We start from the raw sequence: 19607 nt of genomic DNA on the forward strand, positions 1-19607 counted from the left end.
GGAGGAATTAACAATGAAAATTAAAGTATTGAATCCGTTTCAAGATGGGAACCCATTATGGTTAGGCTTAGATCGTCCAGAGGAGCAAATGGTTCGAAAGGTATTTCAAACCATTACACCGGATACAGTTGGTTCAGAACATATGATGGCGGGTCTCACCATTTTTGAACCAGGGGAAGCAAGTTCAGTGCACAATCACCCGGGTTCAGAGGAATTTGATTTTGTGATTAAAGGATCTGGCGAAGTCATTTGTGATGGAGAAAGGCAGTCCTTTAAACAAAATGATTTCATGTTCATTCCTGACGGTGTCCCGCACCAGCATGTCAATACAGGAGATGAACCTTTATGGCTCATTTGGCTCTACACACCGCAAGGGCAGCTTCCAAAGGATTAAAAACCTGCACCGGTAAGCCCTCTTTTTGAATCATCCGGGCTTTCCGGGTCAATCAGAAAGATGAAAAGGGCTAAAATTAGGAATGATTTTAGCCCTTCATCACTTGAATGAAAGGGAGTCAAGCAATGAATATGAATACACCGCTCGAAGGAATAAAAATATTAGACGTCTCTACGATGATTGCTGCACCCTATGGCGCGGTGCTTCTAGGGGATTTTGGAGCAGAGGTCATCAAAGTTGAGATTCCTGGCAAAGGCGATACGCTGCGGCATGTCGGTCCTTTTGCAGATGGGGAACCACTTAGATGGTCAGGTCTCTCACGGAATAAGAAATCCCTTACACTGGATCTGCACAAAGACGAAGCAAAAGACATTTTTAAAAAGCTTGCGGGTCAGGTCGATGTGCTGATTGAAAATTTCCGCCCTGGAACACTCGAAAAATGGGGCGTTGGGTACGATGTGTTAAAAGAAATCAACCCTCGTCTAATCATGATTCGTGTATCGGGTTATGGACAAACGGGTCCGTTTAAGGATAAGGCCGGATTTGGAACACCAGCGACGGCGTTTAGCGGCTTTACATATATTCAAGGGTTTCCAGACCGGCATCCAGTCAGCCCTTCCTTTTCTCTCACTGATTATATTGCTGGCATCTATGTGGCGTTTGCTACTGTGACAGCGATGTATTACAGGGATACACATCCAGAAGGAACTGGGCAAATGGTGGATTTGGCCCTCTATGAATCTGTGTTTCGTATGTTAGAGTTTTTGGTTGCAGAATATGACAAGCTTGGGAAGGTGCGTGAGCGTTCACCGGGGCTAAGCGGACATTCAAGCCCTGCCGGCACCTATGAGACAAAGGATGGTCATTATTTGGTTCTTGTGACGAGTACAGATTCGACCTTCAATCGATTGGCAGAGGCGATGAATCGATTAGATTTACTAGAGAATGAAAAATTCGCGGTCAATGCATCCAGGCTGAAGCATAACAAAGAAATGGATGCGATCGTCTCTGAATGGATCGCGTCGAAAACAAGGGATGACATATTAGAAATTTTAGATACACATGGTGTTCCTGTGAGCCCAATCTTAAGTATTCGGGATATTTTTGAGCATCCGCAATTTAAAGCACGAGAGAATATCGTCGAGGTGCATCACCCTCGTCTTGGAAAAGTGAAGGTGCCTGGGATCATTCCAAAGTTTGAAAAAACACCTGGAAGTATCCGTCACATTGCACCTGATTTAGGCGAACATAATTATGAAATTTTAACAAATATGCTTGGCTTAACAGAAGAAGAGTGTAAGCAGTTAGAAGAAAAAGGGGTAATTTAATACGCTCAACCGAACCGCACGCTGCGGAAACAAAGGAGGATGGTTATGAAAGTGCATTCAGAACTGAAGGGGAATGAATTGCAGCCCGCATATGTGAAACCAACGAAAGCCCGTTTTGGTATATTGATTCTGTTGTTTTTTATTACCGCTATTAATTATATTGATCGAGCCAGTGTGTCCATTGTTGCTCCTGCAATTCAATCTTCATTGCAATTAAATCCTGCCTTATTAGGCCTGATTTTTTCGGCATTTAGCTGGACATATACAGCGATGCAAATACCAGGCGGTTTTATTCTCGATAAATTTGGCTCAAAGGTAACGTATGGGATATCACTTGTTACTTGGTCTATTTTCACAGGCTTACAGGCGTTTGCGAACAGCTTTGCCTTTTTATTCGGCTGCCGTTTGTTTATTGGGATTACAGAATCTCCCGCTTTTCCTGCAAATAACCGTATTGTCACCACATGGTTTCCAAGGCGGGAACGGGCTTTTGCAACAGGTGTTTATACTGCTGGAGAGTATGTGGGTCTTGCATTTGCGACACCCCTTCTATTTTGGATCATGACGACTTTCGATTGGAGAACCGTCTTCATTACGGCAGGTGCGCTCGGTATCATATTTGCTTTCTTTTGGTACAAGTATTATCACGAACCGAAAGAGCATCCGAAGATAAATGAAGATGAGTTAGAATTAATCCGGCAAGGCGAAGGGCTGACAGTCGCATCACAGGAGAAACTGAAATGGGCAGACTTTGCCGCCCTTCTAAAATATCGTAAATTGATCGGGCTTTATATTGGCCAATTCTCTGTTGCGTCTACCCTTTTTTTCTTTTTAACATGGTTTCCGACCTATTTGGCAGAGGCGAAAAATATGGCGTTTCTCAAGGTAGGTTTTGCTGCTTCTCTTCCTTATATTGCTGCATTCTTTGGGGTCTTGTTTGGAGGTTATGTGTCTGATTGGCTGCTTAAAAAGGGCGTATCAGTGAATGTAGCGAGAAAGCTGCCAGTAGTGGTTGGCTTGCTGATGACGAGTACCATTGTTTTAGCAAACTTTACAACAAATATCCCGCTTGTGCTGACCATTTTATCCATCGCTTCATTTGCGCAAGGACTGTCTAATATCTCTTGGACGATGCTGTCTGAGGTGGCACCGCGGGAAATGGTGGGGCTGGCTGGCGGCGTATTTAACTTTTTTGCTAATTTAGCTGGGATCATCACTCCGCTGATTATCGGATTCATCGTGTCGGCGACAGGCTCTTACAATGGAGGAATTTTATTCGTCAGTTTAGTTGCTTTAGGCGGGGCATTGTCGTACATCTTTATCGTAGGTAAAATTGAGCGTATTCAATTAAAACCATAGAGAGAAAGCAAAAGAGAACTCAAGGGTGAGTTCTCTTTTCAGCGTGTAGACAAATCCTTGCATTCGCCCGCAGTCCTGTGCGCTGGTGCTCACGAATGTTAAATTCGCTCCGCGCCCGTGCTCGTCCTTCCTAGACTTCAAAGGTTTTCTATCACGCTGAAAAGAAGACAAAGGGCTAAAATCAACATCATTTTAGCCCTTTGTCAACAATCTGAAAAGAGAACTCAAAGGTGAGTTCTCTTTTTTATGTATAAAAGATAACGGTGATGATCGCTGCACACGCGATACCCATGCTGATATAAAGGCTGGCAAACCCTATATTCCAGCGAGTGATACGGTAAGGATTGACCTTCATCAAATCAGCTAATAGGGAGACAGAAACATTAAAAGGACTAAACATAACAGTTGATGTGCCAGCAACGATCAGCATGATGGCAATGGGAAGAGCAGGCAGTTCATGGATGACTGGTGCCATCATGCTGACTAACAAAGCAAGTGAGACGAGCGGGTGAAAGCCGCAAAGGGCGGTGATCAGAAAATACAACCCAATGACACAATAAACCCAAATGGCATGGTCTGATATACTGACAATAAATGCTTGAATCGGCTGCATACTGTTTGTCGCAAGGAGCATATCGACAAAGAAGCCTGCACTTAAAAATAGACACATATAGTTGGAGAGCTGACGGGTTCTTTCTTTCCAATGAGGCACAGAGACAGCGATATACTGTTTTCTTTTTTTGATAACAGAAGAGAATAATAGAGCAAATGGAATAATCGTCAGTACTACAGCGAATAAATAGCCTTTCCCAATCCATGCATCGACAAGTGAGACGACTGTCATAAAACCTAGCAGCATGAAAGCGAGCTGAAGGGTTTTTCGCTTAATTCGATGAGGATTGGCGTTTGTTTCTGAAGACTGAATGATGTTTGGTAATCGTTTGCTTTGACGAGAAAAAAGCATCCAATCTATCGCCAGCACAACGACCATTAAACCAAAAGTAATAGGTGCAATTTGATAATATTTTAGTTTGGTTGCATCAATGGTGACGCTTACCAGCACTTCAACAGGACTCCAGCTTAAACATAATGCATATGACCTTAAGAGGTTGCGTGTATAAAGATGTTGTTTCACTTGTTCTTTTAGGGATTCAAGCGACGGTTTGAGCGATGTATAGAGTAAGGGAATCGTCGCGATATTTAAAAACATGCCGAGTATATGAGTGACAAATGAACTCTTGCGATAAAGCTGATTTGAGCTCGTTGTATGCAGTGTGAGCAGTTTATTTAATTGTGTATCGAAATGTCCAACATGTATGAGAGAATGAATAAAAGGCAGCATGAAAAAGAGAGAAAGCAAGCCCAGCATGGAATGAAAGTGAAGAAAAAACGTGTGCAATGGCTGGCCGGATAAGAAGAATAAGAACAACCCAATGATGAGAAATACAGCACCTGTTTTCAAATAAAGCCCGCTTGCTTTCTTAAAAGAAATGGTGAGCGAAGCAGCGGCCAGCAGACCAACAAAATAGGAGAGTATGGGAGCAGGAAATAGTTGATGAACTATATATAGACTGATAAGCAGTGTAAAAACGAGCAGGTACATTCAAATATCTCCTCCATCAAATATCTTCAATTGATTTTATTCCGTCTGGTGGAATTTGTTTTCTTTTAATGGAACGTTTAAAATGGATTATAGCAAAATCGATCGTTGATGTCGATAAGAAATCAAAGGGGAAAAGGAGAAAGTGAATATGGCTGATAAAAAGTCAAAAGAAGAATCAGGACTGCGTACAGTTCAGCGTGCTTTGGATATTCTGTATTGTTTTAGTGAAGAACGTCAAGAGCTGACGCTAACGGATATTTCAAAAGAGATGAATTTAGCAATGTCTACGACAACGAGACTGCTCAAGGCACTTGAATTGAATCATTTTGTGGAGAAGAATCAAGAAACAATGAAATACCGATTGGGTCAAAGGCTTTATCTCCTCGGATACATTGCAGGGAAGTCCATTAAATTGAGGGAACTGGCTAAGCCACTCATGTACTCACTTCGTGATGAAACAAAGGAAACCGTCAACCTGTATGTACTGGATTCAACAAGCAGGGTTTGTATTGAACAAGCGGAAGGGCTGCAATCGATTCGGCATCTTGTCAAGATTGGTGAAAAGCTGCCATTGTACGCAGGTGCAGGCGGAAAGGTATTATTGGCATTTCAAAGTGAAGAATTTCAACAAAAAGTATTAGCGTCTGAGGCTGATCATGTGATGAAGGGTGACTGGCAAAAGGAACGTAAACATATTCTTGACACATATACTTCTTGCAGCATCGATGAACGCGAGGTAGGATCTGCGGCAGTAGCGGCACCAATCTTTAACATTCATGGTGAAGTGAAAGCCTGTTTATCCATATCTGGTCCAACCCATCGGTTTACTGAAGAAGTCATTCCTCAGTTGCAGCAAAAAGTGAAAGAACAGGCACAGCGGCTTTCTGAACAGCTCGGCTACGTCGTCAAACACAATTTTTAAGATTGCCTATCTTTTCGCGCTCCATTTATCATATAATAGAAACATTATGTAGCATTCCTTGTCGTAGGGAGGACGTGTCACGACCATGAAAATCAATAGAGAAATTCCTGTAAGACAGCGGAATATTGTCCTCATTGGCTTTATGGGTGTTGGGAAAACAACCATTGGGCAGCTGGTTGCCAAAAAGCTATATAGAGATTTTATTGATGTCGATCAGGAGATTGAGAAAAAGTACAACATGACGATTCCAGAGATGTTTCAGCAAAAAGGAGAAGCATTCTTCAGGCAGGCTGAAAAGGATTATATCGTCGATTTATGTGAACATACACAGCTCAAGATCGTTTCCCTTGGAGGCGGTGCATTCAAACAGGAAGAAATCAAACGCGCCTGCTTGAAGCATTGTACCGTTCTTTTCCTTGATCTATCGTGGGAGAATTGGAAGCAGCGGCTTGATATTTTAATCGAAAGCCGCCCTGTTCTTCACAACCGGACGCTTGATGAGATGAAAGAGCTGTTTGAAGAGCGCCGGGAGATTTATTCTCTTCATAACTCAAGAGTGGAAACAGATCATTTAGAGGCTGAGGAAGTCGCCAATTATATTGTGGACACACTCAAGCTTGGCTGGGATTTATATTCGAAATAAAAAAAGTCTACCGTTGAGGGTAGACTTTTTTTCTATTGAATTCTTTTCCTTCGTACATATGATGATGCTTTGACAACCAAAATGTATTTATCCTTTTTTTGGTGTGCAGCCGTTTGGAAAAAGCGGTGATTCTACTTCAATCAGTTCATGGTGATGAGGCTTTTGATATAGATCATTTTCTTTTTCGGAAAAATAAAATAGTATCTAAATTTTAATAAGAGTTTTTTGAATTATGATAATCTTTAAAAAATAATGTTGACATCTTCCGTGAGGACATTCTATGATTGTTTACGTAAACGCTTACGGTAAACGTTTACTATAATCGAATGGGGAGGAATTTGTTGATGAAAAATAAAGAAAAATGGAGCGGTGTATTCCCGGCGGTCTTAATTCCTTTTAAAGATGACTATTCAATTGATGAACCTGCTTTTCGTAAGCTTGTTCGCTGGGTGGCGGAGCACGAAGGAATTAACGGGATTGTTGTCAATGGACATACTGGCGAGATTATGACTTTGCTGCCACATGAACGAGCTGAGGCTGTGCGTATTGCAGCCGACGAATTAAAAGGGGAAGTACCTGTCATTTCCGGGGTTTCAGCTGAAGGGACAATTGAAGCGATCCAGCATGCAAAAGCAGTTCAAGAAGCTGGCGGAGAAGGTATCCTTCTCATGCCGCCGCATTCATGGCTGAGATTCGGTATGCAGCCTGAATCACCTGTCCAATTCTTTAAAGATGTTGCTGAAGCGATTGACATTTCAATCATCGTCCATCAATATCCAACGTGGACAAAAACCTCATATACAACGAATCAATTACTAGAAATGTCGGAAATTGAAAATGTTGTCTCATTCAAAATTGGTCAAAGAGACATGGCACAATATGAAGTCGATGTGCGCGCACTGAAAAAGCATGCACCAGATGTATCGCTGCTCACATGTCACGATGAATATTTATTGCCAACATTAGTTCAAGGGATTGATGGGGCGCTTGTCGGTTTCGGCTGTTTTGTGCCAGATTTGATCGCTGAACTTGTGAAATGTGTGGAAGAACAAGACCTTGCAGCAGCTAATAAAGTGTACGATAGAATCTTTGAATTAAAGCATGCTGTATATAAAATGGATGAACCTTCCTCTACCTCTCATCTGCGAATGAAGGAAGCGATGTTCCAGAGAGGTTTGATCAGCAGTTCGCTTGCTAGAAAGCCGGTATTACCTTTAACTCAAAAGGAAAAAGAAGAGATTCGCCAGGGCCTTCAAAGTGTTGGTTTGCTTAAGGAAAACGTCAGTAGATAACAGACCATTGATTTCATGATGAAGGTGAGTCAGGTTATAATAGGGTATAAAACAACAGACTCCCGGAGGTATGAAATGTGTCAGTAAGTATTAAAGATGTAGCATTGAAAGCAGGAGTGTCTATAGCCTCTGTTTCCCGAGTATTAAGTGGTAAACCAGGAGTAGGCGCTCAAACGGCTGAAAGAATCAAGCAAGTGATTGATGAGTTAGGCTACCGCCCTAATTTAGGAGCGAGAGGGCTCGTGAAAAGAAAGACTGGGAATATCGCTGTAGTGGTTCCCCGCGGTTCATATATTTTGAATAATCCATTTTTTTCAACGATTTTAGATGGCATAGCGAAGGAATTAGATGAGACCGAATTCAATATGCTGATGTCATTTACATCTGTGCAGCAGCAGCGGTTACTTGAGACGCAGGCTGTAGATGGTGCCATTTTATTTTCTCCAAGAAATGAAGAATTGAGCATGGATTGGCTAAAAAGTTTGGCTATTCCCATTATCGTTGTCGGAAGTTACTTAGAGGATTCACCATTTCCATGTGTCAGGCCGGATGATGAAGAAGGTGTTTGTCAATCTGTAACGGCCTTATTTGATAAAGGCCATCGAACCATTGGGCTGGTCAATGGTCCAATGAGTTCGATGCATAGTGTGAGGTATTACAAGGGGTATGAGCGCACACTGAAACGTTTAGGATTAACATTGAACAAAGAGCTTGTGTTTGAGTTAGATGAATTTGATGGGGGAAAAGTAGTAGAAGTGGTTTCTCAATTTCTCCAAGGAAACCAGCACATGACTGGAGTTGTTTGCTCTTCAGATTTTTTGGCGATAGGGGTCATGAAAGCGGCAGAAAACGCAAATGTTTCAATACCTCATGATTTGTCTGTCGTTGGTGCCGATGATGTGCCCATTGCAAGTTTCCTAACCCCTTCTTTATCTTCTGTTCATGTTGATTTAGTTGGAATGGGAAGAAAAGCTGTTTCTTTACTAACACAGTTATTAGAAGGAGAACAGTTAGAGGCGATGGAACATATCTTCCCTATGTATTATATAGATCGGGGTACCACGGGAACGCCAAAAAAGATTTGATAGATGCTGAAAACTCGTATGAACGCTGCAGAATTTCAGCTTGATTTAAAATGTAAGCGATTTCTTAAGCGCTCTTCGGCATGTACTTTTGCATCATTTCCTCTAATAAGGAGGAGATACCATGACGTTAGAACTCAGCGGAAATTCAAATTCTCAAGGTGGGCAAGTTGTTGATAGAGCTTCACAACTATTGACTAGGATGGAAAGTGTACCTTTTTCGAGATGGCATTTAAAACCTCGAATCATTATGGGATCTGCTACTTTTTTTGATGCTTTTGATGCGCTATCTTTAGCGTTTGTTCTCCCGGTCCTCATCGGCATGTGGAATTTATCACCTGCTCAAATTGGCCTTCTTATTGGGTCTGGTTATATAGGACAAGCGATTGGTGCTATTTTCTTTGGGTGGTTAGCAGAAAGGCGCGGCCGTGTATTTAGTGCAAAGTGGACGGTGTTCCTCATGTCTATTATGAGTATCGCATGTGTATTTTCAGGTAATTTTATGGCCCTTTTTATTTTCCGCTTTATACAAGGGATTGGAGTTGGAGGAGAGGTGCCGGTAGCAGCCTCATATATTAATGAGTTGTCCCGAGCCCAAGGAAGAGGCAGATTTTTTATGCTTTATGAGATGATTTTTCCATTAGGATTAATGATCTCAGCTCAAATTGGGGCATTTGTTGTACCTAGCTTTGGGTGGAAATGGATGTTCTTGATTGGAGGCATTGGAGGTCTAATCGTCTTTGGATTCTTTTTCATGCTGCGTGAATCGCCAAGGTGGCTTATTTCGAAAGGCAGGTTAGATGAAGCCGAAAGAATTATTGAAGAAATTGAAGCTAGTACTGACAAACGAATGCCTGTCGCAAATCAAGTATCCAGCAGTACTGAAAAAGGCGACTGGAAAGAGCTATTTTCAACTTTTTACCGTAAAAGAACATTGGTCGTATGGGGACTATGGTTTTCTGCCTACTTTGTATCGAATGGTTTAAATAACTGGTTACCGAGTCTTTATAATACTGTTTACCATTTGCCAGTTGGAGATTCATTAAGGGCAGCATCTCTCACAAATATTTTACAGACCATAGGGGTATTCGCTTGTGCATTTTTAATTGATAAAGTGGGACGGAAGCGCTGGGCAACCATTGCATTTGTATTAACAGGTGTTTTATTAACGGCTTTATGGATCAGCGGAGCGACTTCACCAGAAAGCGTCATCTATTTAGGATCTGCTGCTTACGGAATGATGGGGACAATTACAGTTCTCCTCTATCTATATACACCTGAAATTTATCCGACACGTATGAGGGTGATTGGAACGGCATTTGCTACAGCGTGGCTTAGACTGGCCTCAGCGATCGCTCCTATTATGATAGGTTTTATTTTAGAGGTAAGCGGTGTTTCAACTATTTTTATTCTTTTTGCAAGTGTGACGGTAGTGGGAGCAATTCTTGCTTTTAAAATGATCGAAACGCGCGAGAAAGTATTAGAGGATATTGCACCGTAAGTTACGCATGCAGTAAAGAACTTATTCCAAAGAGGGTAGGTTCTTTTTTTATTCAGAGGATCTAAAATGCCTCACCTATCTTCGTTCATTTATCATATAATAGAAACATAATCTAGTCGTGAAGAGAGACGTGTCACGAACATGAAAAGCCACCTGTGAAACAGTGAAGATTAAAAAAGTCTACCGGCGATGGTAGACTTTTTCTATCAGTTTAATGCTTGATTCCCTGAAGCAGTGCAGCTTTTAAACAGAAGGAAATGGGCTGATGCTGCGCATCGAATTGAAGCTGAAACAGCTGCTTTGTGTCAGGGTCTGCGGCTTGAAGGTGGGAAACGATCTCCTTTTGAATATTCTCTGGCGTGCGTCCACGTATAATCCAGTCCTGATAATCAATATGCAGATCCCAGTAACGAATCTCTTTCTGAGTCAATTGGTTGTCATCGAAAAGCTCTTTCCATTCTGATAATGAGCTTTCCCGCACATGAGAAGGGTCTCTCATTCTATTTAAGTGATTAATATATGAATCCTGTGCAGGGTTTTCAGGTGCATAATGGTCGACGAGCAGAAATTGGCCGCCTTTTTTTAAGACTCGGCTGATTTCAGACATGGCTGCCGGAAGGTTTGGAAAGTGGTGAGCAGCAAATCGGCACGTCACTAAATCAAATGATTCATCAGAGAAGGGCAATGCTTCTGCGGCTGCCTGCTCAAAAGTAATGTGGTTCAGGTGGCGTTCTTCCGCTAGTGCTGCTGCAATCTCGATCATTTTTTGCGTGACATCAATGCCTACCCCTTTAGAGATAACGTCTGAAAAGGAAAAAACGGTATGTCCTGCCGCGCAGCCAATATCAAGTAAATGCTCATGTCCCTTCGCATTTGCTGTTGTTTTCATCCATTCCAGCTCTTCTCCGGCTGCAAATATAGGTGAATCTCGATAGTTCTCGGCATTTTGTGAAAATTGGTTCTCGGCTTTAGCATATGGATTCATTTCTTTTCCCCCTTTGTGGTCTCTTTATCGTAGAATTCCTTCTGTTATTTGTCTAAGACATAAAAGATATGACATGGATAGTTAAAACCTATGAGGTGATGAAAGTGGATATACGAATGATGGAATATGTCATTGAAGTGTACCGGCAGCAAAGTTTTACAAAAGCAGCGGATCAACTTCATATTGCACAGCCTTCTTTAAGCCAGCAAATGAAGAAGCTGGAAGAGGAATTAGACACACCGCTATTTATTCGAAAGTATGGACAAGTAACGCCCACACCTCAAGGGAGACGATTCATTAAAAGGGCTGAGAATATTTTGAAGGAAAGAGATGATTTGCTGCGTGAAATGGGAGAAGCAGCTTATGAAATCGGGAGAGAGCTGAACATTGGAGCGCCAGCAGTGACTGGGGGATATGTCTTGCCCGGTTTATTAAAAACCTTTTGTCAAACGTATCCTCATGTTCACGTTCAACTGATAGAAGAGTCTCCTCGTGAGCTTGAAAAACGTCTATTGGCTGGAAAACTGGATTTGGCTATTTTATCTATGCCTGTCGAGCATGAATCATTGAAAACGAAACAAATGCTGACAGAGCCGCTCCTTCTTGCAGTTCCACAAGCTGCTCAGCCTTGGTTATCAGAGGAATTGAACGAGATCATCAAGCAAGCAGGACAAAAAGAAATGGTTCCCTTTCAACTTCTTGAAGGTATCCCATTTATTATGCTGAAAGAGGGATACGGTTTTCGGCATGTGGTCATGGAACTGTGCCGTCATCACGGTTTTCAGCCAAAAGTGGCTTTTGAAACAAGCCATATTCAAACAGCACAGGCATTGGTCAAAAACGAACTAGGTGTGACCGTTGTGCCGAAAATGGTGGCACAAGAGGATAGGAACCAAGTTATTTATTTAAACATTGATTCATGCCCAACCCGAACACTTGTATTTGCATATGTTGAAGAAAGGTATTTAACGAAAGCCGCTCAAGCCTTCATGGACCTTTATCAGAATCAAGGGAAAGCTTAAACAAACGTTTAATTAAACGCAAAAAGCAGGGGAGCACCCTGCTTTAAGATTGTTGACAAAGGGCTAAAATGATCTTGATTTTAGCCCTTTGTCTTCTTTTCAGCGTGATAGAAAACCTTTGCAGTCTAGGAAGGGCGAGTACAGGAGCGGAGCGAATTTGACATTCGTGAGCACCGGAGCGCAGACCTGACACCGAATGCGAGGGTTTGTCTACACGCTGAAAGCAGGGGGGCACCCTGCTTTTTAATATAAGTCCAGACGCTGATCCGTCATAACCGGAATTTGCTGTCTGACTTCATCCACCAGCTGAAGATCAATTTCCGCATAATAAATATCTTCGTCATCTTTTGTTTCAAGCAGGATGCGGCCGAGTGGATCAATCACCATAGAGTGTCCAGGGAATTCCGTGTCTCTGCTTGTGCCTGTTCTGTTAACAGCAATCATAAATGACTGGTTTTCAATCGCTCTTGCGATGAGCAGGCTGCGCCAATGGTCCACTCTTGCTGACGGCCATTGCGCCGTATTGACAAGCACCTTCGCTCCTTTGTTCACAAGTGTTCTGGAAAGCTGCGGGAAGCGGAGGTCATAGCAGATCATCGCACCAATCGTCACATCTTCACCATAGTCAAATAAACCAAGCTGATCACCAGCGGTTAAATAGTTGTGCTCATCCATTAAGCGGAATAAATGAATTTTATCATAATCTAACAAAAGCTCACCTTGGCGGTTAAAAACATACATTGTGTTGGTGATGTTTTCATTCTCTGTCCGCTTATTTAACACACTGCCTGCGATGAGATACACTTGGTGCTTGCGGGCAAAGGAGGAGAAGAGCTGCTTTGTGCGTTCACCGTTTATATCTGCAAGCTGCTCGGCTTGTTCAAGGGCGTAGCCGGTATTCCACATTTCGGGTAAAATGATCAGATCAGGCTGCTCGCGAACTGCTTCTTCTAAAAACGCTTCTGCTTTTTTAAAATTCACTTCAGGTTCTCCAATTTGTACGTCCATTTGGACAAGGGCGATTTTCATATGGGTTCCTCCTTTATTCGCTATATGTCATGTGAAAATCATGAATGTATGTAATGGTTTATTCTAGTCTTCAAGGCCAGTTTCTTTATCATAATGGTTTCCATCATCTTTGCCAATAGAAATGTCAGAAGGTTTTGTTAAATGACTTTCTCAATCAAGAAATGAGTGGTATGATACCTATAACTAATAAAACAAAGGGGAATAGTATGATATGCAATTGTTCGATTTATCACTAGAAGATCTAAAAAAATATAAACCAAAGAAAACTGCACGTCCTGATTTCTCAGACTTTTGGAAGAAATCGCTCGAAGAACTGCGCCAAGTGGAGGCAAAGCCAGCACTTGAACCGTATGACTATCCAGTGAAAGGCGTTAAGGTGTACCGCCTGACGTATCAAAGCTTTGGACATTCTAAAATTGAAGGCTTTTATGCTGTACCTGATCAATCTGGCCCGCATCCAGCGCTCGTTCGTTATCATGGCTATAATGCCAGCTATGACGGCGGCATTCACGACATCGTCAACTGGGCGCTCCACGGCTATGCAATTTTTGGTATGCTCGTCCGCGGTCAAGGCGGCAGTGAAGATCAGACAGTGACACCAGGCGGTCACGCTTTGGGGTGGATGACAAAAGGCATTTTATCAAAAGAGACCTACTATTATCGCGGTGTTTATTTAGATGCGGTTCGTGCACTCGAAGTCATTCAGTCCTTCCCTGAAGTGGATAAACACCGGATCGGCGTAATTGGTGGAAGCCAGGGAGGCGCATTAGCGGTAGCAGCTGCAGCCCTTTCAGATATTCCGAAGGTCGTCGTGGCAGATTACCCTTATTTATCAAACTTTGAGCGTGCAGTGGATGTGGCATTGGAGCAGCCTTATTTAGAAATCAATTCGTACTTTCGAAGAAACAGTGACCCGGAAGTGGAAGAAAAGGCATTTGAGACATTAAGCTATTTTGACTTAATCAATTTAGCTGGATGGGTCAAACAGCCAACTTTGATGGCGATCGGTCTGATTGACAAAATTACCCCGCCATCTACTGTGTTTGCGGCATACAACCATTTAGAAACAGATAAAGACCTGAAGGTATATCGCTATTTTGGACACGAGTTTATCCCGGCTTTTCAAACAGAGAAGCTTTCCTTCTTACAAAAGCATTTGCTCAAATAAAAGAAAAAAGAGGCCGCTCTAGGAGGGCCTCTTTTTTAATAACTCGTATTTTGTCTCGTTTTTTCATCAGGTACTAACGCGGTGATAATAAGGGCAAGAGCTGTGATGATATGAAGGATGAATCCAAGTATCGGAATCCAGGCGAGGCAGGATGTGATAATCCCAATGATGCTGCCAATCATTGGTCCTTGGTCTCGCTTCGATAAGACGAGTGTGATAATATGCAGAATAAGCATGACCATGAGCGGTGAATAGCCATTGCTAATAATAAATAGTCCTCCGATGACAGGGATGGCAAGACAGGCTTCAAAAATTCCGGTGATCCATTTCATGATGCGAGATATAGACATGAGATCCAACTCCTTTTTCATATATGTCTTATTCGTATTTTACCAAAACGTGAAGAAGTCATGCAGATTTCTATAGAAAGAGTTGATGGATGATGAGAGAGAGAATCAAGGAAGAGCTGAAAATCATCGAAGAAACGTATGACGTGAAAATTTGCCTCGCGGTCGAATCAGGCAGCAGAGCATGGGGATTCCCCTCGACTGATAGTGATTACGATGTTCGTTTTTTATATGTTCCTCGAAAAGAATGGTATTGGGCAATGGAAGAACATCGTGATGTCATTGAACGGCCGATTGATGATGTGCTTGATATCAGCGGCTGGGAGCTTAGAAAGGCACTTCGCTTATTCAATAAATCGAATCCGTCCATCATGGAATGGCTGTCGTCTAACATCATCTATGCTGAATCCTTCTCTTTGGCAAAGCAGCTAAGAGAATTAAAGGATCGAGCGTTTTATCCTGCAGCATTGATGTATCATTACCTCAATATGGCGAAGCGGAATGAAAGCCGGCATTTACGAGGAGAGCAGGTGCGAATCAAGAAGTATTTCTATGTACTTCGTCCGCTGCTTGCCTGTCAGTGGATTGAACGATACAGGACGGTTCCGCCGATGGACTTTCATGAACTGCTTGAAGAACTAGTGGAGGAAGGTCCGCTTTTAGCGGAAATCCATGAGCTGCTCAAACGTAAAATGGACGGAGAAGAAATGGATGTAGAGAACCGCCTCGCTTATGTCCATCCATTTATCGACAAAGAGCTCGCGCGATTTGATGAATTGGTGAAAAGCTACAATCAGCCGAAAGACAACCTGTTGCAAGAATTAAATGAGCTGCTGCAGTCTACCCTTGATGAGGTGTGGGCGTAAGCAGGAAAGAGCCAGCCGGATCACGGAAGGCTCTTTTTTATCTCTTATTGTGATAAAACCACAAAAAAAGTCAGAATTTTTGTCATCTTCAAATATTGTAGCGGACAGCTTATGAGCTTTACAATAAAGACATAGCTTACAAAGAGTGGGAGGTGCCCTTTATGGAGTCGGTCACAAGAAATTTCTTCTTGTTTTTGTCAAAGAGCAGTCTCTTGAACCATATTGCTCGTAATTGGGGAAGTGCTGTTGCATCTAAGAAAATCATCGGAGGGAAGGACTTTGAGAGTGCCATCCCTGTCATCAAACGATTAAATGAACAAGGAATGGCCGTGACAGTTGATCACCTTGGTGAGTTTGTCACAAAGGCAGAGATTGCCAATGAGCGGACGACTGAGTGTATTCAAACCATTCAGCGGATTGCTGAGGCGGGACTCAATTCCCACGTGTCACTCAAAATGACATCACTTGGCCTGGATATTGACGATGACCTTGTGTATCACAATATGAAACGTATTTTAGATACGGCAGAGAAACACCGTATCATGGTGACAATCGATATGGAGGATGAACAGCGCTGTCAAAAAACGCTGGACATTTTTAAAGAGATGAAATCTCAATATGAGTATGTCAGTACGGTCTTGCAGGCGTATTTGTACAGAACAGAAAAGGATCTTGATGATTTAAATGAGCTGCAGCCATTTTTAAGACTTGTAAAGGGTGCCTATAAGGAATCCGCCGAAGTGGCGTATCCAAACAAAAAAGACGTTGATCTGAATTATCAAAAGCTGATCGAAAAGCAATTGCTCTCAGGAAACTATACAGCCATTGCGACACATGACGATCGAATGATTGAGTTCACGAAAAATATTGTGAAAAAACACAATATACAGACAAGTCAGTTCGAATTTCAAATGCTGTACGGCATGAGATCAGAAACGCAGCAGGCACTTGTGAAAGAAGGCTATCAAATGAGGGTCTATACTCCGTATGGACGAGAGTGGTATGGCTACTACATGAGACGTCTTGCAGAACGGCCGGCAAACATTGCCTTTGCTCTAAAAGGGATGACGAAAAAATAATTTGAAACGGGAGCGTGACAAAAATGACAACACCTTACAAGCATGAACCATTCACGGATTTTAGCCAGGAAGAAAACCGCAAAGCTTTTGAACAAGCATTAGCAAAAGTAACAGAATCACTTGGTCAAACCTATCCGCTCGTGATTAATGGAGAAAGAATTGAAACGAAAGACAAGATTGTTTCGATCAATCCAGCGAAAAAGGATGAAGTGGTTGGAACCGTATCGAAGGCCGGCAAGGAAGAGGCAGAACAGGCGGTTCAAGCAGCAGCGAAAGCATTCGAAACATGGCGCTACACGTCTCCAGAAGAAAGAGCTGGCGTATTATTCAGAGCTGCGGCAAGCATTCGCCGTAAAAAGCATGAGTATTCAGCCCTTCTTGTCAAAGAAGCAGGTAAGCCGTGGAATGAAGCAGATGCAGATACAGCAGAAGCGATTGACTTTCTAGAGTATTACGCCCGTCAAATGCTGGAGCTGGCGAAAGGAAAACCAGTGAACAGCCGTGAAGGGGAACGCAATCAATATGTGTACACACCAACTGGCGTGACGCTCGTGATTCCGCCGTGGAACTTCTTGTTTGCGATCATGGCAGGAACAACAGTAGCGCCAATCGTCACTGGGAATACAGTTGTTTTAAAACCAGCGAGTGCGACACCTGTCATTGCAGCCCGTTTTGTGGAGGAGCTTGAGCAAGCCGGTCTTCCAAAGGGTGTTGTCAACTTTGTACCAGGAAGCGGAGCAGAGGTTGGGGATTACTTAGTAGATCATCCGAAAACAAGTCTGATTACATTCACTGGATCAAGAGAAGTAGGGACACGTATCTTTGAACGCGCGGCAAAAGTGCAGCCAGGCCAGCAGCATTTAAAACGTGTCATTGCTGAAATGGGCGGTAAGGATACAGTGGTTGTCGATGAGGATGCAGATGTTGAATTAGCGGCTAATGCCATTTTCACATCAGCCTTCGGATTTTCAGGTCAAAAATGTTCAGCTGGATCTCGGGCTGTCGTCCATGAGAAGCTGTATGACCAAGTGGTTGAGCGAGTGAAGGAAATCACAGAAACGAAAACAACAGCCAATCCACTTTCTGCGGATGTTTACATGGGACCTGTCATTGATCAAGCGTCCTTTGACAAGATCACGGATTATATCGAGGTTGGCAAACAGGAAGGCCGCTTAGTCACTGGCGGAACGAGTGATGATTCGGAAGGATACTTTATCCACCCGACCATTTTTGCAGATCTTGAGCCAACGTCCCGTTTAATGCAAGAAGAAATCTTTGGACCAGTCTTGGCTTTCTCAAAAGTCTCTAGCTTTGATGAGGCACTTGAGGTAGCCAACAACACAGAATACGGTTTAACAGGTGCTGTCATTACGAATAATCGTGATCACATCAACCGTGCGAAGCAGGAGTTCCATGTAGGGAACCTTTACTTTAACCGTAACTGCACAGGTGCCATCGTTGGTTACCACCCATTCGGCGGCTTCAAAATGTCAGGAACGGATTCAAAAGCAGGCGGTCCAGATTACTTGGCTCTGCACATGCAGGCAAAAACGATTAGTGAAATGTTTTAATATGGAAAAAGCATGAACCTGCACTGACGGGTTCATGCTTTTTTTGCCTGCTTGCGACTTGTTTCTATACAAATCTGACTGGAAAGAAGTATGATAAATGTATCACTTAATCAGGGAGCAATCGGGATGGAAGAGATATTAGAAAAGCTTCATACATTTTTTGATGTCGATAAATTAATTGCATTTATTAGCGGCTATTTAAAAAAACCAGTCATTTTAGAAAGCACAGAGTGTCAGCTCCTTGCTTATAATTCTTACAGCATTCAGCAGTTTGACCCAGTCAATCAGCAAACGATTTTCTCCAAGGAATGTCCGGGGTCTGTGGTCGATTGGTTAAAGAAAACAGGGGTAATTGAGCGGCTTCACAAGGAGTCAAAGCCTTTTTATGTGAGCGGCCATGACGAGCTCGGATTTAATCGGCGGGTGGCTGTGAGCGCCAAGCATAAACAAGAGGTAGTAGGCTTTATTTGGGTGCAGGACATTGAGGACTCCCTCTCTCAGGAGGAGCTGCAATTTTTACACGAAGCTTCCTTTCAGGTTGGAAAAGTGATTTATAAGAATAAGAAACAGCTTGAGAAAAAGGAAGGCAAGATTGAAGAGTTTTTCAAAAAGGTCATGGATGATCATTTTTATACTGAAGAAGAGCTGAAATGGGAGGCTGAGAACTTAAGCATTCCACTGCCAGCCGTATTTACTGTTATGGTCGTGCACGCTGCCGATAACAAAAGTGAGACGGCAGAAGATGTGAAGGATGTCATTCGAACGTATTTGCAGCTAGAGGATAAAGTGAATCACGTCTATTCGGTTCAAGCAGATATTGTCGTTATATTAGGCAGCCTGTCAGACCGGCACTCACCGAAAGCGACTGCCGCTGATGTCATCGCACATCTGCAATCAAAAACGAATGCCCATCCTTCCCCTTTGTATATTGGGATGGGAAGAGAGTATCGTGATGTCATGAAAATGAGTACAAGTCGATTTGAAGCGATAGAGGTCGTCAAGGCAGTAAAAATTGTCGGAGGGCAAGAACTGATTCCATATGATTATGAGAATTTAGGGGTCTTCCGGTTTTTAGACTCTATTTACAGCCATCAAAAAAAGAAAAACGACTTCAATCCAGATTTGTTACGCTTGAAGGAAAAAGACCGCGAGAGTCAAACCTCGTTTTTAAAAACGCTGGAAGTCTACTTATTGAATAACTGCAAGCTAAAGCCAGCAGCGGAGCAGTTGTTTATTCATCAAAATACATTAAACTATCGAATGAAACAAATTTTTGACATGACTTCGATCGACTTAAGTCATTTTAGCCAGAGATGTGAGTTATTTATTGAATTGATGCTGATGAAAAAAGATCAATAATCATGATGGAATCCGCAGGTGCACAGGATCACCTGCGGGTTTTCATGTGACATGCGA

18 protein-coding genes are annotated in these 19607 nt (G+C 42.6%); 14 read left to right on the top strand and 4 right to left on the bottom strand.

Features of this window, described 5'->3' with window-relative positions; all coding sequences use genetic code 11:
* Positions 1–13: 13 nt before the first annotated feature.
* The 3 genes from H7F25_RS00115 to H7F25_RS00125 all read left to right on the top strand — a co-directional run bounded on the left by H7F25_RS00115 (position 14) and on the right by H7F25_RS00125 (position 3081).
* Entirely contained in the window at positions 14–394 is a 381-nt protein-coding gene (locus H7F25_RS00115) for a cupin domain-containing protein (RefSeq protein ID WP_024424330.1), read from the top strand.
* A 125-nt stretch (positions 395–519) separates the two neighbouring features.
* Positions 520–1722, top strand: coding sequence for a CaiB/BaiF CoA transferase family protein (locus H7F25_RS00120; protein WP_185854070.1), 1203 nt, complete (start codon positions 520–522; stop codon positions 1720–1722).
* A gap of 45 nt (positions 1723–1767) precedes the next feature.
* Positions 1768–3081 carry an MFS transporter gene (locus H7F25_RS00125; protein ID WP_039176349.1) on the top strand — a complete coding sequence of 438 codons (1314 nt, stop codon included), beginning with the start codon at positions 1768–1770 and terminating at the stop codon, positions 3079–3081.
* Positions 3082–3325: 244 nt separating this feature from the next.
* Here the strand turns inward: H7F25_RS00125 and H7F25_RS00130 are convergent, their stop codons facing one another.
* The gene (locus tag H7F25_RS00130) at positions 3326–4684 is read right to left on the bottom strand and encodes a hypothetical protein (RefSeq protein ID WP_185854071.1); all 1359 of its coding nucleotides are present in this window, start codon (positions 4682–4684) and stop codon (positions 3326–3328) included.
* 148 nt (positions 4685–4832) lie between these two features.
* On the opposite strand from H7F25_RS00130, the gene H7F25_RS00135 reads away from it, so the two are divergent.
* The 5 genes from H7F25_RS00135 (at position 4833) to H7F25_RS00155 (ending at position 10124) form a co-directional block, all read left to right on the top strand.
* Positions 4833–5606: an IclR family transcriptional regulator gene (locus H7F25_RS00135; protein WP_034623990.1), complete on the top strand. Its 774-nt coding sequence runs from the start codon at positions 4833–4835 to the stop codon at positions 5604–5606.
* Between the two features lie 85 nt (positions 5607–5691).
* A complete protein-coding gene (locus H7F25_RS00140) occupies positions 5692–6249 on the top strand; it encodes a shikimate kinase (RefSeq protein ID WP_185854072.1) in 558 nt (185 codons plus the stop codon).
* 344 nt (positions 6250–6593) lie between these two features.
* Entirely contained in the window at positions 6594–7541 is a 948-nt protein-coding gene (locus H7F25_RS00145) for a dihydrodipicolinate synthase family protein (RefSeq protein ID WP_024424325.1), read from the top strand.
* A 77-nt stretch (positions 7542–7618) separates the two neighbouring features.
* Positions 7619–8626 carry a LacI family DNA-binding transcriptional regulator gene (locus H7F25_RS00150; protein ID WP_024427258.1) on the top strand — a complete coding sequence of 336 codons (1008 nt, stop codon included), beginning with the start codon at positions 7619–7621 and terminating at the stop codon, positions 8624–8626.
* A 121-nt stretch (positions 8627–8747) separates the two neighbouring features.
* Positions 8748–10124, top strand: coding sequence for an MFS transporter (locus H7F25_RS00155; protein WP_025092801.1), 1377 nt, complete (start codon positions 8748–8750; stop codon positions 10122–10124).
* Positions 10125–10335: 211 nt separating this feature from the next.
* On the opposite strand, the gene H7F25_RS00160 is transcribed toward H7F25_RS00155, so the two are convergent.
* Positions 10336–11109 carry a class I SAM-dependent methyltransferase gene (locus H7F25_RS00160; protein WP_185854073.1) on the bottom strand — a complete coding sequence of 258 codons (774 nt, stop codon included), beginning with the start codon at positions 11107–11109 and terminating at the stop codon, positions 10336–10338.
* Between the two features lie 116 nt (positions 11110–11225).
* Between H7F25_RS00160 and H7F25_RS00165 the strand changes: the two genes are divergently transcribed.
* Entirely contained in the window at positions 11226–12131 is a 906-nt protein-coding gene (locus H7F25_RS00165; protein WP_185854515.1) for a LysR family transcriptional regulator, read from the top strand.
* A gap of 243 nt (positions 12132–12374) precedes the next feature.
* On the opposite strand, the gene H7F25_RS00170 is transcribed toward H7F25_RS00165, so the two are convergent.
* Positions 12375–13160, bottom strand: coding sequence for a carbon-nitrogen family hydrolase (locus tag H7F25_RS00170; RefSeq protein WP_185854074.1), 786 nt, complete (start codon positions 13158–13160; stop codon positions 12375–12377).
* A gap of 211 nt (positions 13161–13371) precedes the next feature.
* On the opposite strand from H7F25_RS00170, the gene H7F25_RS00175 reads away from it, so the two are divergent.
* On the top strand, positions 13372–14328 hold the full coding sequence (locus tag H7F25_RS00175; protein ID WP_024424320.1) for an acetylxylan esterase: 957 nt from the start codon (positions 13372–13374) through the stop codon (positions 14326–14328).
* Between the two features lie 35 nt (positions 14329–14363).
* Here the strand turns inward: H7F25_RS00175 and H7F25_RS00180 are convergent, their stop codons facing one another.
* Positions 14364–14678: a hypothetical protein gene (locus H7F25_RS00180; RefSeq protein ID WP_024424319.1), complete on the bottom strand. Its 315-nt coding sequence runs from the start codon at positions 14676–14678 to the stop codon at positions 14364–14366.
* A gap of 92 nt (positions 14679–14770) precedes the next feature.
* On the opposite strand from H7F25_RS00180, the gene H7F25_RS00185 reads away from it, so the two are divergent.
* From H7F25_RS00185 to H7F25_RS00200, 4 genes are all read left to right on the top strand, one after another.
* The gene (locus H7F25_RS00185; RefSeq protein ID WP_185854075.1) at positions 14771–15541 is read left to right on the top strand and encodes a nucleotidyltransferase domain-containing protein; all 771 of its coding nucleotides are present in this window, start codon (positions 14771–14773) and stop codon (positions 15539–15541) included.
* A gap of 161 nt (positions 15542–15702) precedes the next feature.
* Positions 15703–16620 carry a proline dehydrogenase family protein gene (locus tag H7F25_RS00190; protein WP_185854076.1) on the top strand — a complete coding sequence of 306 codons (918 nt, stop codon included), beginning with the start codon at positions 15703–15705 and terminating at the stop codon, positions 16618–16620.
* A gap of 23 nt (positions 16621–16643) precedes the next feature.
* Complete coding sequence (pruA, locus tag H7F25_RS00195) at positions 16644–18191, top strand: L-glutamate gamma-semialdehyde dehydrogenase (protein ID WP_024424316.1); 1548 nt, start codon at positions 16644–16646, stop codon at positions 18189–18191.
* 126 nt (positions 18192–18317) lie between these two features.
* On the top strand, positions 18318–19550 hold the full coding sequence (locus tag H7F25_RS00200; protein WP_024424315.1) for a PucR family transcriptional regulator: 1233 nt from the start codon (positions 18318–18320) through the stop codon (positions 19548–19550).
* Positions 19551–19607: the final 57 nt, after the last annotated feature.

The organism is Bacillus sp. PAMC28571 (assembly GCF_014250435.1).
Classification (GTDB): domain Bacteria; phylum Bacillota; class Bacilli; order Bacillales; family Bacillaceae; genus Bacillus; species Bacillus safensis.

What these genes read in the sequence shown, in the direction of transcription:
- H7F25_RS00140 (WP_185854072.1), top strand. Translation starts at nt 5,692, where the DNA reads ATGAAAATCAATAGAGAAATTCCTGTAAGACAGCGGAATATTGTCCTC.
- pruA (WP_024424316.1), top strand. Translation starts at nt 16,644, where the DNA reads ATGACAACACCTTACAAGCATGAACCATTCACGGATTTTAGCCAGGAA.
- H7F25_RS00145 (WP_024424325.1), top strand. Translation starts at nt 6,594, where the DNA reads ATGAAAAATAAAGAAAAATGGAGCGGTGTATTCCCGGCGGTCTTAATT.
- H7F25_RS00125 (WP_039176349.1), top strand. Translation starts at nt 1,768, where the DNA reads ATGAAAGTGCATTCAGAACTGAAGGGGAATGAATTGCAGCCCGCATAT.
- H7F25_RS00160 (WP_185854073.1), bottom strand. Translation starts at nt 11,109, where the DNA reads ATGAATCCATATGCTAAAGCCGAGAACCAATTTTCACAAAATGCCGAG.
- H7F25_RS00170 (WP_185854074.1), bottom strand. Translation starts at nt 13,160, where the DNA reads ATGAAAATCGCCCTTGTCCAAATGGACGTACAAATTGGAGAACCTGAA.
- H7F25_RS00115 (WP_024424330.1), top strand. Translation starts at nt 14, where the DNA reads ATGAAAATTAAAGTATTGAATCCGTTTCAAGATGGGAACCCATTATGG.
- H7F25_RS00120 (WP_185854070.1), top strand. Translation starts at nt 520, where the DNA reads ATGAATATGAATACACCGCTCGAAGGAATAAAAATATTAGACGTCTCT.
- H7F25_RS00200 (WP_024424315.1), top strand. Translation starts at nt 18,318, where the DNA reads ATGGAAGAGATATTAGAAAAGCTTCATACATTTTTTGATGTCGATAAA.
- H7F25_RS00130 (WP_185854071.1), bottom strand. Translation starts at nt 4,684, where the DNA reads ATGTACCTGCTCGTTTTTACACTGCTTATCAGTCTATATATAGTTCAT.
- H7F25_RS00190 (WP_185854076.1), top strand. Translation starts at nt 15,703, where the DNA reads ATGGAGTCGGTCACAAGAAATTTCTTCTTGTTTTTGTCAAAGAGCAGT.
- H7F25_RS00185 (WP_185854075.1), top strand. Translation starts at nt 14,771, where the DNA reads ATGAGAGAGAGAATCAAGGAAGAGCTGAAAATCATCGAAGAAACGTAT.
- H7F25_RS00175 (WP_024424320.1), top strand. Translation starts at nt 13,372, where the DNA reads ATGCAATTGTTCGATTTATCACTAGAAGATCTAAAAAAATATAAACCA.
- H7F25_RS00180 (WP_024424319.1), bottom strand. Translation starts at nt 14,678, where the DNA reads ATGTCTATATCTCGCATCATGAAATGGATCACCGGAATTTTTGAAGCC.
- H7F25_RS00155 (WP_025092801.1), top strand. Translation starts at nt 8,748, where the DNA reads ATGACGTTAGAACTCAGCGGAAATTCAAATTCTCAAGGTGGGCAAGTT.
- H7F25_RS00165 (WP_185854515.1), top strand. Translation starts at nt 11,226, where the DNA reads ATGATGGAATATGTCATTGAAGTGTACCGGCAGCAAAGTTTTACAAAA.
- H7F25_RS00135 (WP_034623990.1), top strand. Translation starts at nt 4,833, where the DNA reads ATGGCTGATAAAAAGTCAAAAGAAGAATCAGGACTGCGTACAGTTCAG.